General features: G+C 43.5%; 17 protein-coding genes. 9 read left to right on the top strand and 8 right to left on the bottom strand.

Annotation, left to right across the window (positions count from 1 at the left end):
• Positions 1-59: 59 nt before the first annotated feature.
• The 7 genes from V7O61_RS01395 to cbiT form a co-directional block, all read right to left on the bottom strand.
• Positions 60-764: a precorrin-8X methylmutase gene (locus V7O61_RS01395; RefSeq protein ID WP_023844848.1), complete on the bottom strand. Its 705-nt coding sequence runs from the start codon at positions 762-764 to the stop codon at positions 60-62.
• On the bottom strand, positions 754-1,545 hold the full coding sequence (cobJ, locus tag V7O61_RS01390) for a precorrin-3B C(17)-methyltransferase (protein WP_023844849.1): 792 nt from the start codon (positions 1,543-1,545) through the stop codon (positions 754-756). The genes V7O61_RS01395 and cobJ overlap by 11 nt, the downstream gene beginning before the upstream one ends.
• Positions 1,514-1,855, bottom strand: a complete 342-nt coding sequence (locus V7O61_RS01385; protein WP_288070191.1) for a cobalamin biosynthesis protein — start codon at positions 1,853-1,855, stop codon at positions 1,514-1,516. The genes cobJ and V7O61_RS01385 overlap by 32 nt, the downstream gene beginning before the upstream one ends.
• Positions 1,856-1,863: 8 nt before the next feature.
• Complete coding sequence (locus V7O61_RS01380) at positions 1,864-2,313, bottom strand: cobalamin biosynthesis protein CbiG (protein ID WP_288070192.1); 450 nt, start codon at positions 2,311-2,313, stop codon at positions 1,864-1,866.
• 62 nt (positions 2,314-2,375) lie between these two features.
• On the bottom strand, positions 2,376-3,119 hold the full coding sequence (gene cobM, locus V7O61_RS01375; protein ID WP_023844850.1) for a precorrin-4 C(11)-methyltransferase: 744 nt from the start codon (positions 3,117-3,119) through the stop codon (positions 2,376-2,378).
• A gap of 16 nt (positions 3,120-3,135) precedes the next feature.
• The gene (locus tag V7O61_RS01370; RefSeq protein ID WP_023844851.1) at positions 3,136-3,747 is read right to left on the bottom strand and encodes a cobalt-factor II C(20)-methyltransferase; all 612 of its coding nucleotides are present in this window, start codon (positions 3,745-3,747) and stop codon (positions 3,136-3,138) included.
• Positions 3,748-3,798: 51 nt separating this feature from the next.
• The gene (gene cbiT, locus V7O61_RS01365; protein WP_407282982.1) at positions 3,799-4,353 is read right to left on the bottom strand and encodes a precorrin-6Y C5,15-methyltransferase (decarboxylating) subunit CbiT; all 555 of its coding nucleotides are present in this window, start codon (positions 4,351-4,353) and stop codon (positions 3,799-3,801) included.
• A gap of 114 nt (positions 4,354-4,467) precedes the next feature.
• Between cbiT and V7O61_RS01360 the strand changes: the two genes are divergently transcribed.
• From V7O61_RS01360 to V7O61_RS01340, 5 genes are all read left to right on the top strand, one after another.
• On the top strand, positions 4,468-5,952 hold the full coding sequence (locus tag V7O61_RS01360) for a cobyric acid synthase (protein WP_407282983.1): 1,485 nt from the start codon (positions 4,468-4,470) through the stop codon (positions 5,950-5,952).
• 245 nt (positions 5,953-6,197) lie between these two features.
• Positions 6,198-6,434, top strand: coding sequence for a ferrous iron transport protein A (locus V7O61_RS01355; protein WP_407282984.1), 237 nt, complete (start codon positions 6,198-6,200; stop codon positions 6,432-6,434).
• A gap of 29 nt (positions 6,435-6,463) precedes the next feature.
• Positions 6,464-8,485, top strand: a complete 2,022-nt coding sequence (gene feoB / locus V7O61_RS01350) for a ferrous iron transport protein B (RefSeq protein WP_407282985.1) — start codon at positions 6,464-6,466, stop codon at positions 8,483-8,485.
• Between the two features lie 34 nt (positions 8,486-8,519).
• Positions 8,520-8,981 carry a hypothetical protein gene (locus V7O61_RS01345; RefSeq protein ID WP_023844856.1) on the top strand — a complete coding sequence of 154 codons (462 nt, stop codon included), beginning with the start codon at positions 8,520-8,522 and terminating at the stop codon, positions 8,979-8,981.
• The gene (locus tag V7O61_RS01340; RefSeq protein WP_023844857.1) at positions 8,981-9,298 is read left to right on the top strand and encodes a FeoC-like transcriptional regulator; all 318 of its coding nucleotides are present in this window, start codon (positions 8,981-8,983) and stop codon (positions 9,296-9,298) included. The genes V7O61_RS01345 and V7O61_RS01340 overlap by 1 nt, the downstream gene beginning before the upstream one ends.
• 118 nt (positions 9,299-9,416) lie before the next feature.
• On the opposite strand, the gene V7O61_RS01335 is transcribed toward V7O61_RS01340, so the two are convergent.
• Entirely contained in the window at positions 9,417-9,818 is a 402-nt protein-coding gene (locus V7O61_RS01335) for a DUF1699 family protein (RefSeq protein WP_407282986.1), read from the bottom strand.
• Between the two features lie 310 nt (positions 9,819-10,128).
• On the opposite strand from V7O61_RS01335, the gene trpD reads away from it, so the two are divergent.
• The 4 genes from trpD to V7O61_RS01315 are packed head-to-tail and all read left to right on the top strand — an operon-like array spanning position 10,129 to position 13,972.
• Complete coding sequence (gene trpD, locus V7O61_RS01330) at positions 10,129-11,166, top strand: anthranilate phosphoribosyltransferase (protein ID WP_407282987.1); 1,038 nt, start codon at positions 10,129-10,131, stop codon at positions 11,164-11,166.
• On the top strand, positions 11,144-11,821 hold the full coding sequence (locus V7O61_RS01325) for a phosphoribosylanthranilate isomerase (RefSeq protein WP_407282988.1): 678 nt from the start codon (positions 11,144-11,146) through the stop codon (positions 11,819-11,821). The genes trpD and V7O61_RS01325 overlap by 23 nt, the downstream gene beginning before the upstream one ends.
• Positions 11,814-13,385 carry an anthranilate synthase component I gene (trpE, locus tag V7O61_RS01320; protein WP_407282989.1) on the top strand — a complete coding sequence of 524 codons (1,572 nt, stop codon included), beginning with the start codon at positions 11,814-11,816 and terminating at the stop codon, positions 13,383-13,385. The genes V7O61_RS01325 and trpE overlap by 8 nt, the downstream gene beginning before the upstream one ends.
• On the top strand, positions 13,382-13,972 hold the full coding sequence (locus tag V7O61_RS01315) for an anthranilate synthase component II (protein ID WP_407282990.1): 591 nt from the start codon (positions 13,382-13,384) through the stop codon (positions 13,970-13,972). Before trpE ends, V7O61_RS01315 begins: the two co-directional genes overlap by 4 nt.
• Positions 13,973-14,007: the final 35 nt, after the last annotated feature.

The following is a 14,007-nucleotide window of genomic DNA, read 5'->3' as shown; positions in this document are numbered from 1 at the left end:
ACAGAGCATAAATAAAAATAGAGATAATGAACACGCTCAAAACACGTGTTCAAGCAAAATTACTCTTCGTTTGCTATTGTAACAAGTTCATTGATACAGGCAACTGCCATTGGTGTTCCGCCACGTGTGCCTACACAAGTGATGGAAGGAACCGGTGCACCCCTGACAACTTCTTTTGATTCTGCTGCGTTGACAAAACCTACAGGTGTGCCTACGATGATAGCTGGCTTGATACCGTGTTCTATCATCCTGCATACTGCAAATGCAGCAGATGGTGCATTGCCTATTGCGACAATTGAACCTTCAAGAATATCCTTGCATTTCAGGAAACCTGCTGCGGTTCTTGTAATGCCGTATTTTTTAGCAAGTTCTGCATCCTCATCCTTGTCAAGTACACAGATTACCTCACAGTTGTGGCCTCTCTTTGTGATACCTGATTTGACCATGTTGATATCAACAAGAATTGGAGCTCCTTTTCTGATTGCCTCAACACCTGCGTTTATAGGATCATTGACAAAGCGCATAAGGTCTGCAACAGCAGGGTCGCCGGTTGAGGTTACACAGCGTTGTTTTACGCGGTCTTCAGGGGTTTCATCACCAACAAGTTTGCGTGCAATGTTGCGGCTTGTCATGTAGATTGCCTTGGCCTCATCAGTCTGTGAACCAAGGTCATTGCAGATAGCAACGAGATCAGGGTCGATCTCAGTTGTCATCTCTACAAGCTCTTCAATGCTTGTGTCAGTCTTTTTGGAATCAGTAGTCATATTTCCGATGATACCCCCTTGGAGTGATTATCCTCTTGCCGTGAGGTGAATCCCATATGCGGGAATCGTTTGTTGTGATAAGAATTGTTGTACTCATGTCAACCCAGTCATTGTAATCCATTACCTCGCCAAGGGTTGTAACAACATAATCCTGATCTGTTTCCCTCAGAGCATTCTTTACGAGAGCTACAGGAACTGAATCTTCCTTGTGCTTTCTGATAATGTCAATTGCTCTTGAGAAATTGGATTTGCGCTGGCGGCTCTTTGGATTATAGAGCGACATCACAAAATCTGCCGATGATGCTGCATCGAGTCTTTTCTCGATGACTTCCCATGGTGTCAGAAGGTCACTGAGACTTACGGTACACATATCATTGACAATAGGTGCTCCAACAACACTTGCAGCTGCTGTGATTGCAGTTACTCCAGGCAGAACCTCCACCTCTACATCAAGACCTGCATGTTCTGCAACTTCAAGAACAAGACCTGCCATGCCGTAAACATTAGCATCTCCACCGCTTATCATGGATACAACGTTATCCTGTGCAAGCTCCACTGCCTTGCGTGAGCGGTCAACTTCCTTACCCATGGCACTGCGGACTATCTCCTGTTTGTCCAGCAGGCTTGCCATCTGGTCAAGATAGGTACCGTTTCCGACAATGTAGTCTGATGTCATAATTACGTCCCTTGCCTTCACTGTCAGCTGTTCGACTGAACCCGGACCTATTCCGATGATGTAGAGTTTACCTTTACTCTGCGATTGCGATTGTGACCCTTCCATATACCTTCTTCCTTAGTATCAATTGTTTTTTTTCCGACAGCGCCAGTGCAGCAGGTTCTGCCACACCCCTAAGCCCGAAGCGTTTTGCCTGCGAAGCCGACGGCGCATCATAGTTATTCAATTCGTCGTGATCTATGAATGTTATTGTGAGCCCGAAAAACTTAGCTGCTTCATGCAGTCCAGTCTCGTTCTCTTTAAGTTTTGCTGATGCCAGTCCTTCCACATCATCAATGCTCCTGCCTACCTCCATAAGCGCATTGTTTATCGCATCGATGGCTTCCTGACTGTCAATACCCCTTCGGGCCCCCATACCTATGATCATTTGTCCTCAGCCTTTTCTTCTCTTTTCAAGACAGAAACATCGTCACCGACTATGACGATCTTCGGACCTTTAATTTCGAGGACTTCAACATCCTCATCAAGCAGAGCGCAGTTCACCTGAACAGTGGATGGCTTGTTGACAATATCACATCCAAGGGACTTGGCAATTCCTTCCACAGAATTCCTGTTGTGAACTTCAGTAGCAGTAGTTACAACTGGAACAGGTCCGATCTCAGCGATCTTCCTGACAACCTCATTGCCACCGTGGTGACCTCCAAGCAGTGGAATTGCAAAATTCATGTTGGAATCTACAACTACAACTGCTGGATCCTTCCATTTATCCACAATAAGCGGTGCAATCTCACGGACTACAATGCCGGTGGCAAAAACTGCCACGATAGCATCATATTCTTCGAATGCCTTCCTGAAAATGGTTTTATCGAACATCAGGATATCTGCATCCAGATGTTCTGCCAGTCGCTCTGCAACCTCAAGATTTCTCTCAAAGGTTATGACAGCGGTTCTTGTGCCACTCCGTATAAGTAAGACCTCCCGAAGTTACCATATTCTACAGGCTCTACAACTCCACCGATAAGAATCATTGCGGAGCGCTTGATACCTGCTTCCTTAACCTTACTGGCAATGTCTGCAACAGTGCCCTTAATGATCTTCTGGTCAGGCCATGATGCATGGAAGACAACTGCAACGGGAGTGTCATCAGGATATTCCACCTTCTCCATGATCTGCTCGATCTTCTGGGTTCCCAGGAAGACTGCCATGGTTGCACCGTGTCTTGAAAGCTCTGTAATCTGGTCTTTTTCAAGTGTCTTGCCTGCAGGACGTGTGATTATAAGGGTTTCTGAAACCTCGTTAAGTGTAAGCTGGGTTTGAAGTGCTGCCGCCGTTGCAAACACTGAAGACACACCTGGGATGATTTCAACCGTTACATCAAATTTCTTCAGTTCTTCTATCTGCTCGACGATAGAACCATAGAGTGATGGGTCACCGCTGTGTAATCTTACAACCTTCTTACCTGCTTCAAGATTATCAACTATAAGTTTGTTAGTTTCATCAAGGGTAAGTCCGTAACTGTCGATCTTTTCCCCTTTGCAGTAATTGACAACTTCAGGATTTACAAGGGAACCTGCATAGATTACAAGGTCAGCCCCTTCAAGAAGCTCTTTGCCCATTACGGTTATGTATTTTGCATTTCCCGGGCCGGACCCTACAAAATATACTTTCTTATCTACCATTAGATTCACCTTGTGATTATTCCTTCTGGGCGTAGATTATGCTGAAATAGTTGCCCTTTTCAGGAATCTTTTCTCTTTCTGTGATAATTACTTCCCTGTCGCTGAAAAGGCGCTCACAGAAAGTAAACTTGTTAAATCCTTCCTTTTCATATGATTCGATTATCTCAAGTGGTCTGCTTGCCTTGAGTCTTATCCTGTACTTGCTGTCTGAACCATCGCTTACCTCAAAAGAGGAGTCAACTTCAGCACCAGTTTGTGCAGCGAATGATGTAATTGAGCTGATACCCGGAATTGTTGCGGTCTCAACATCAGGATAGAATTTTTTCATCACACGTTTTAAGTGTGTGAAGGTTGAGAAGAAATTAGGGTCGCCAATAAGACCAAAGACAATAAGATTGTCCTTTGATTCCTCAGCAAGCATATCAGCATTCTTTTTCCAGACCTCATTGAGTACCTCATAATCAGTCAGCATTGGGAAATCAAGAATCTCTGATTCTGCATAAGGTGCTACCAGGTCAGCTGCCATACGTCCAGGCACATATACCTTATATGCCTTTTTCAGGCTTTCTACAGCTTTCAATGTCAGAAGCTCCGGATCTCCCGGACCAAGTCCTACTCCTACAAGCATTTTTTATCACCATTAAATAAAGATAATTTAAAGATAAATTACAAGTCAAATTCAGTTTTTACCGGACTTGCCGACGATAATGTATATCGGATTCTCCGGCTTGAACATGGTTTCGCCAGTAATCGGCGCACTGCGAGACACTATTATATGCAGTGCTTCTTCGAATAAGTCAAGTTCTTTCATCTTGTTTATTACGTTTACGACAGTCTCGATTCTGACCGCATTCAATACAATACTTTTTGCCTTTTTCTCGGCAAGCACTTCAAGCACACGGGAAATATTTTTCGTGCCACCAATGAATGCACAATCTATTGAACCAATTTCCTGTTTTTCAAGGATTTCAGATGATTCGCCGGAAAACACTTGTGCATTGTTAATCTTAAATGCTTCGAAATTTTTCTTCGTCACACTAATGGCTTCTTCCCTTGCATCAATAGCGCATATACTGATGTCACGTACCATTTTTGAAGCTTCTATTGACACGGCTCCTGTTCCACAACCAATATCAAAAAATCTGCAACCGTCGGTTAAATCAAGTTTAGATAACGAAACTGCGATAATTTCTGGTTTTGTAGGGCCGCCACTTACATGCAAAAGTTCAGTCATGTTCCACCTAACTAAGATAAACTGGAGTTAAGTAGATATAAGTTGCCCTTCATAAAACTGTTGCATTATTGCGAAATAGTATGAAAATCCAAAAATATTATTAGGGCGGTTGCAATGGAAAACAAGAAAAATGCAAAAAAATTACTGGTATTGGGTACTGCATCAGATGTGGGCAAGAGCATAATGGTTACTGGCCTGTGCAGAATACTCTCCAGAAAATACAAGGTTGCACCATTTAAGGCCCAGAACATGAGCCTGAATTCATGGATAACAAAAGATGGGAAGGAAATTGGAATTGCCCAGGCTATCCAGGCTAAAGCCGCCGGAGTTGACCCCACGGCAGACATGAACCCGGTGCTTCTCAAACCAAAAGGAGACAGGACCTCACAGGTGATCGTACTCGGTGAACCATATGCAGACAAATCTGCCGGAAATTACTATGATTCAATAGAAGAAATGCATGGAGTACTCAGAGGTGCCCTTGAAAGACTGGAGTCTGAATATGATCTCATAGTTATGGAAGGAGCAGGCGGTGCCGCGGAAATAAACCTTTATGACCGTGATATCGTCAACATCGGCACAGCACGTATTACACAGGCACCCATAATCCTGGTCGGAGATATCGAATCAGGCGGCGTCTTTGCAAGTCTTTACGGTACAAAGGAACTCTTACCGGAAGATGTCAGTAAAAATCTCAAAGGATTTGTGATCAACAAATTCAGAGGCGACCCTGCAATTCTCGAGCCCGGGCTTAAACAACTGGAAGACCTTACAGACGTACCGGTACTTGGTGTTCTGCCTTATTCAAAACTCAAGATTCCCTCGGAAGACTCAATGGCAATCAGGAAAAAGAAAAAAGGCCGTGAAGAAATTGAGGAAATCAATGATATTGACATTGCAGTAATCCACCTGCCAAGGATATCGAATTTCACAGATTTCGAGCCACTTGAAAGAATTGCAAATGTCAGGTACGTAGACCTTGATGATGAACTGGGTAACCCTGATTGTGTTATAATACCAGGTACAAAGAACACAGTAAGCGATCTCCTTGACCTGCAGTCAAGCGGCATGGATGCCCGGATAAAGAAACTCAAAGACAAGGCAGTGATCTTTGGTATTTGCGGCGGCTACCAGATGCTTGGAAAAGTCATCCATGATTCCGGCATTGAGAATGGAGTTGAGGCAGATTATGAAGGCCTGGGTCTTCTTGAAACCGAAACTGCATTCGGCGAATACAAAAAGAAAACAGTCCAGGTCAAAAAGGAGATTGTTGCAGAAGGACCCATATTCAACCATATTAAAGGCGAGGAAATATGGGGATACGAGATCCACATGGGCGCAACAAAGACACCAAGGACGGTATTCGGTGATGACGGCAGTATTGATGAAAGCGGAACCGTAGTGGGAACATACCTGCACGGACTTTTCGAAAATGCAAACATACGTCATGCACTCATGATCTATCTTACTGAAAAGAAAGGTGTGGATTATCAACCTGAAACCGTCACTACAGAAGATGAAGCTTATGAGGAACTTGCCCGGGTAGTTGAAAGCTGCCTTGACATGGACAAGATATACGAACTTATCGAAGGCCAGTAATGGTCTTCAACTAATCTTTTTTATCATTCTGGTTTTATTTGGTTTTACCTGAGTACTTTTTTGAAAATAGCGATAGCTCTGCTGCAAAAAATGTAATCATTAGACGTCATCGGTATTTCAAAATAATATCAGCCTAACAATACATAATATATTGTGCAACAAAAAAGAGTTAACCAAAAAGAGTATATACTAAATTAATCATGTTAGGCATACCTACTAAAAGTAAACAAACATAAGGTCATAACATGAATGAAAAAACACTGGATTTCATAGAGCCTGAAACCTCCGTAAAGGTTCTGAAAGTAACAGGCCAGAAGTCTTCAAGAAAAAGGATTCTGGACATGGGACTCACTCCCGGTACAAGAGTAGACGTCGTCAGAAGGGCACCATTAGGCGATCCTGTTGAATTCAAACTGAAAGGTTACAATCTTTCACTCCGAAAAAAGGAAGCTGAAACTGTTCTTGTAGAGGTTGTCAAGTAGCCGCATGAAATAGAGACAATGGTGGTAGAATGACAGAAAAAATTACTGTTGCACTTGCCGGGAACCCGAATGTTGGAAAGACTTCAATATTCAACGCAATAACGGGTTCAAAACAGCACGTGGGCAACTGGCCCGGCGTTACGGTGGAACGCAAGATCGGTAAAAAAGTGCACAATGATGTGATGATGGAGATTGTTGACCTCCCGGGAACATACAGTCTCACGGCATACTCTCTTGATGAGATTATTGCCCGTGATTTCATTATTGAGGAAAAACCGGACGTTGTAGTGCAGGTCATTGACGCAACAAACCTTGAGAGGAACATGTACCTCACGACCCAGTTAATGGAACTTGGAGTCCGACTTGTGATTGCACTCAATATGACAGACCTTGCCCTCACAAAAGGTGACAATATCGATGAAAAGAAGATGCAGGAATTTCTGGAAGTTCCGGTTATATCCACGATAGGAAGCAAAGGAAATGGAATAGAAGGTCTTCTTGATGCAGTCACAGATGAATTACACAAAACAAGGGTCACAGAGAATGTATTCACCTACGATGACCAGATAGAAGATAATGTGGAAAAACTTGGAGTTGTTCTTGACAGTGACCCGTATTTTGCACATTATCCTTCACGATGGTTCAGTTTAAAGTTGCTTGAGGGCGACGAGAACATAATCAAAAAAACAAGGGAGAGTGATAGTTACCCGAAAATACAAAAAATACTGAATCAAACCGATGCTGAAACTCTTGAAGCAAAGGTAGCAGACCAGAGATACAAGACTATACAGACAATGCTGAAACAGGTATGTAACATCAATACATGCCGTCTCACCGGATCTGACATGGTGGACAGAGTAGTAACAAACAAAGTACTGGGAATACCGATTTTCCTGTCGCTCATGTGGGCTGCTTTTGAAGTTACTTTCACATTTGGAACCCCATTCATGAATATAATCGATATATTCTTCGGATGGATGGCAGAAACAGCAACAAACGTAATTCCTGTCCCGTGGATGGCATCCCTTATCGGAGAAGGAATGATCGCAGGTGTAGGGTCAGTGATCATTTTCCTTCCAAACATCCTCCTGCTCTTCTTCATGATTTCTCTTATGGAAGACAGCGGTTACATGTCCAGAGCCGCATTCATAATGGATAAAGTCATGAGCAAGTTCGGGCTTCACGGCAAATCTTTCATACCCCTTGTAATGGGATTCGGATGTAACGTGCCTGCCATTATGGCTACCCGTACCATCGAAGACACCAGAGACAGGCTCATCACCATCCTGATAGCTCCTTTTGTGTCCTGCGGAGCAAGGCTCCCAGTTTATGTTCTCCTGGCCGGTGCTTTCTTCGGGCATGACGCAGGAGTTGTCATCTTTGGTCTGTATGCTCTTGGAATCCTGGTCGCCGTATTAAGTGCAAAACTCATGCGCAGTACCATCCTGCAGGGAGAAGATACACCTTTCATCATGGAACTCCCGTCATATAAGTTACCAACTCTTAAGGGAAGTCTTATCCACATGTGGGAGCGAGGAAAGATATACCTCAAGAAAGCCGGTACAATCATTCTGATCGGTGTGGTCGGTGTATGGTTACTGGCATCAATTCCTGCTCCCGGAAGCAGTGGAACATTCGCGTCCGAAGAGGTTTATGGCACAACAGAATCCGTAATCGGAATGATAGGGCAGATACTCGAACCTCTTGTCGCACCACTTGGATTTGACTGGAAGATCGCGGTGGCACTGGTCTTCGGTGTTGTGGCAAAAGAAATTGTAGTAGGTTCCATGGGAGTGCTTTACGGAGTTGGAGAGGACGAAGAGAGCCTCTCAAACATTCTGGCAGCCGGAGCAATGACACCTCTTGCAGCACTTGGACTCATGGTGTTTACCCTCCTTTACGTACCATGTTTCGCCTGCATAGGTGTGATTAAAAGAGAAACAGGTTCCTGGAAATGGACATTGTTCCAGCTGGCTTACGGAACCACACTGGCATGGGTATTTGCATTTGTGATATATCAGGTCGGCACACGCATGGGGCTGCTGGCCTGATACTATGACCTGAAACATTAGGGAGATAATAGATATGAAAAGAAGTTACGGCAATAAAGAAATGGCATTTGCAGCACTCGCGGGAGTGCTGTATGCTTTCTTTGGACTCCTGCACATTGTAGAGGGTCTTGGAATCGATACGGGAATGGCAGGATTATTGTTTATTCCGGGAGACATCCTTGGTGGACTCTGTCTTGTAGTAATTGGTGCAGTATTCCTCAACGGACTGCGGGAGATGCTTCAGGGTATTAATGCAGGAGTCTCTTTTGTTTACGTGGGAATCCTGATGTCACTGATATTTGCGGCAGTTTACCTGCTTATCATGGGTGGCAACCTGCTGGATTCATTCATAGTTCCAGATGATTACGAAGGCTGGAGCATAATGGAAGCATTCAGACCTGGAATTTACCTGGGAATACTTTCGCTTTTTGGAATATTCCACTGGAAGGACAGTTTCTCACTTAATGAAGTACTTGTATTCAGGGAGGGAGCTTAATGGTAGTAGGATACAGATATTTTCTTAGAAGAATGGCAAAGATGATGGATTCAAGAGAGAACCTTACCACACGAACCATTGCTGACAGGCTTAACTTGCGGCAGGATGAGTTCAAGGACTTGCTTGCTATCATGGAAAAAAAAGGCGACATCGAATGCTGTATTGAAAATGCAGCAGTACATGAGTGTTCAGGCGGCTGCAAAGGCTGTTCAAGGGTCTGCGCAGGCCCTGAACTTTCTTCCAGAAGCATGAATATGAAATCATACAAATTGACCGATAAAGGCAGAGCTTTGTGCGGAGAGCAGACATTAAACTGATGTTTATGTTTACTCTTCGTTTTGTTTATTAATTTCTGACGTATTTTCATTTGTAAACCGAAATCACCCTTTATATTGTTGTGTAAAAAGAATAAGGTATTCAGTTATCTGAATAACATCACTTTTTGTTTTTAAGCAGGAACTTAATCAGATCAGTGCTCATATGCAGTTCTCGTTCCATCTTTGCTGCAATTTCATCATCAGAAAGACCATCTTTCCTGAACTGTTCGAAACGTTCATATACAGTTTCTGAAACTTCAGAGTACTCATTGATGTCCTTTCTATGACCCCATACATCACCTTCTATGAGTGCAACGCCTTTCATATCCAAAAACATCTGAGTGGATTTGGAAATTGTTTTTATATAGGAAGTTGGTATGTGAAGTGCTTTCACATCAGGACAGTTTGTTATGAGTGTTAAGATGTCTGTATTTGATGGCCTGAAGGCAAGATGAATCATTTCCTCATTTGGACCAATGTTATTGATTTCTTCTTTTGAACTTACAACTCTTATTTTCATTATTTGTCTCCGATATTTGAATAAAATGAGATTTGCTGTTCAAAAGTATACAAATTACTTAAAAATTACTGTATATACAAGATATGATTGAAATTACTATATTTTTTGAATTATGACATTTCTGGATGTAGACTAAACTACTTATGAAAATAGAAAAAAGCAAATTTTGAAATTAGGATTATAGGTATAAAGTCAAGCAAAAATACTATTTTCTACACAAAGCATCCAAACCCATAATCCTTAAATATAATTAGTCATCTTTAATCAATATTGTACATATATATACATTATTGCGTTGAAAGGTGCTAACATGAAGGACTACATCAAGAAAGTAAGTGAAAAGCAGGACCTCACAATTACAGAAGCGGAGGATGCTATCACAAAGATATTCACAGAGGCCACAGACGCACAGATAGGCGGCCTCCTCATTGCTCTTAAAATGAAGGGAGAGACCCCGGATGAGATTGCAGGTTTTGCAACCGGTATGAAAAAAGCTGCAAACACAATTGCCCCGAAAGTTGAAGGTGCACTTGTGGATGTAGTGGGAACCGGCGGAGACAAGCGTAACACCATCAATATCTCAACAGCATCTGCAATAGTTACCGCAGCAACCGGCGTGGCTGTCGCAAAGCACGGTAACCGCTCAATAACCTCACTTTCCGGTAGTGCCGATGTCCTGAGAGAACTCGGAATAAAAGTGGACAAAGCACCTGAAGAAGTAACCCAGTCTATAGAAAAGAACGGAATCGGATTCATGTTCGCACCGATCTTCCATCCTGCCATGAAAAGGGTTGGACCAATCAGACAGGAAATGGGAGTAAGAACTGTTTTCAACATACTCGGACCACTCACCAACCCTGCTAATGCTAAAGTGCAGCTTGTAGGCGTATTTGACAAAAGTCTCTGCGAGCCCTTCGCCCAGGTCATGAAAAAGCTCGGTGTTGACAGGGCAATGGTAGTTCACGGTGACGGCATGGATGAGATATCCAATTTCTCAGAAACATACGTTGCTGAACTCAAAGACGGAAACATCACTACTTACACACTCACTCCAGAAGAACTTGGAATAAACAGAGCAACTCCGGAGGATATTGCAGGCGGCACACCTAAGGAGAATGCAACAGATATCATAAGAATATTGAAGGGTGAGAAGGGACCGAAGAGAGACATCATTGTAATGAACTCGGCCGCTGCACTTTATGTTGCCGGCAAGGCAGCCTCTGTCAAAGAAGCAATTCCTATGGTAGAGGAAATTCTTGACAGCGGCAAAGCACTGACAAAACTCATAGAATTTAGTGATGATGACAACATTCAGGGAGTCATAGATGAAGCATCTGCCCAGAGTTAAGATATGCGGAATGAAAACTGCTGAGGATATCGAACTGGCAGTAAGCTGCGGAGCCGACGCTGTGGGCTTCATCACAGAAGTTCCTGTGAACACACCCAGGAAACTGGACGCGCAGACTGCTTCAGAACTCGTAAAGAAAGTGCCTTTCTTTGTTGACTCAGTGCTTGTGATAATGCCAGAAAACGGACAGGAAGCTCTGGAACTAATTGAGAAAGTCAGGCCGGATGTAGTTCAGATTCATAACAATCTCAGCGCAGATGAAATAGCGATCATACGTAACAAAACACACCAGAAGATAATCAGGACATTTGTCGTGCCGGTGGAATGCAGGGAACTGCCATCTGAAATGATGGCAGAGATAGATTCCCTCTATGAGAATGACCTGATAGACGGCATACTCCTTGATTCAGGTAAGGCAGGAGCAAGTGGCGGCACAGGACTTGTGCACGACTGGTCAATCAGCAGGAAAATAGTAGAGAACACAGAAGCCCCGGTGATACTTGCCGGAGGATTGAAAGCTGATAATGTCAGGGATGCGGTTAACAAGGTAATGCCCTTTGCCGTGGATACAGCTTCAGGTGTGGAAACAGATGGAAAGAAAGACCCTGCAAAGGTATGCAGGTTTATAAAAGAAGCAAGGTGTATCAATGGTTGATTTTGATCTTAATATCGAGGATTTCAAAACCCTCGTTGAAAATTCACAGAAGCCTGCCATAGTGCAGCTCATGACAAAAGTGGATAGCATTTGCAGCCCGCTACAACTCTATGCAACCCTGCAGAATGCAGGACATTCCTATCTGCTTGAATCAGTTGAAAAGCAAAAAAGGCATGCAAGGTATTCATTTGTAGGTTACGAGCCTGAGATGGTTGTAGCCATCAAAGACAGATATATCACAATCGAATGCCAGATGAACTCCGAACTTACAAAGCACATCTACAACAAGCTCAAGTCAATGGGAGATGTAGAGTCACTTATCGGTGGCAAGTTCAGGGTAAAGGTAAACGAAGATGACGATGCCCTGGCGGCTTTCAGGAAGATATATCCTACAAGCACAGGAACTCAGATGCTAAACCAGAAACGTTTTGACAGGCAGACATTCCTGGGAGGAGCTATCGGTTATAACAGCTACGACCTTGTTTACGATTCATGGTTAGACCGGGACAAGAAACCTGATGCAGATGTACCTGACATGCATTTCGCAATCATGTCAAAGACCTTTGTCTTCGACCATATAACAAACGAGACATACATAGTAATCACACCCTTTGTAACTGAATCAAGTGACCTTGCGGACGTTTACAATCACGCTGTATCTGAAGCTCAACTCATGGAAAGGTCACTTCAGATGGCTTCAGTCATTAGTATCAGTGAGGATATTCCTGCAGCGGACACTGACGAGCCGGTAGCCAATATGGAGCAGGCGGCCTATGAAGAAGCTGTGAAAATTGCAAAACAGCACATCATTGACGGTGATATTTTCCAGGTAGTCCCTTCACGCAGATACACTGTGAAAATGAAGCAGACACCACTGCAACTCTACATCAGACTCAGGAACATCAATCCGAGTCCTTACATGTATATCTTCAACTTCAAGGATATCGGTATCGTGGGTGCAAGCCCCGAAACACTTATGACAGTCTTTGACAGGAAAGTCATCACAAACCCAATAGCAGGAACCTGTCCACGTGGAAATAATGATGAAGAGGACAGAGAACTTGCACAGGAGATGCTAAGCGACAAGAAAGAACGTGCAGAACACGTGATGCTTGTTGACCTTGGACGCAATGATGTCAGAATGGTCTCAAAAGGAGGGACCGTTAAAGTTGACGACCTTATGAGCGTGGTTAAGTATTCCCACCTCCAGCACATCGAAAGTACAGTCAGCGGAGAACTCAGGGACGAATGTGACCAGTTCGATGCTACACGTGCCATATTCCCTGCCGGAACACTTTCCGGTGCACCAAAGATAAGGGCAATGGAAATAATAGATGACCTTGAACCTGAGTCAAGAGGCATCTATGGCGGCGGCGTCGGTTACTATTCATGGAATGGAGACGCAGACTTTGCAATTGTTATAAGGACAGTTCTTATCAAGAATAACACAGCTTACGTACAGGCAGGAGCCGGTATTGTAGCTGACTCGGACCCGACATACGAATACAACGAAACCGAAAGGAAAATGGCTGCAATGATAAAGGCCATAGGAGGAAAACAATGAAGGTATTGTTCATAAACAACAAGGATTCTTTTGTCTGGAATCTTGTGGACTATGTGTCCATATACGAACCTGATACCATGGTCGTTCCTAACACCATTTCCCTTGAAGAAGTAAAGGAAATCAACCCTGATGCAATCGTGATTTCCCCGGGACCTGGCACACCTCACAAAGCAGAAGATATTGGTTCATGCCTTGATGTTATCAGGGAATTTGGTCCTGAAAAACCTGTACTCGGAGTTTGTCTTGGCCACCAGGCGATAAATACCGCGTTTGGCGGAACCATCGGACATGCAAAGGGTGGCCCGATTCATGGAAAAACATCTGATATCAGTCATGAGGAATCTCCGCTTTTTGAAGGACTTGATAACAAGTTTAAGGGTGGAAGATACCATTCACTTGCCATTGAGAAACTGGCAGATGACCTCAAAGTCACTGCAAAGACAGATGATGATATAATCATGGCAGTTGAACACAAAGAATATCCAGTGTACGGTGTACAATTCCATCCGGAATCCATACTTACCGAAGAAGGATTGTGGATTGTCAAGAATTTCCTGAAAATTGCTGAACAGATGCAAAAGAACTAGCTAATTATTGTTGCAGAGATTTTACTCTGTAACTC

It is taken from the genome of Methanolobus sp. WCC1, assembly GCF_045690315.1.
GTDB classification, from domain to species: Archaea; Halobacteriota; Methanosarcinia; order Methanosarcinales; family Methanosarcinaceae; genus Methanolobus; species Methanolobus tindarius.
This window is presented reverse-complemented; position numbering and strand designations above follow the sequence as displayed.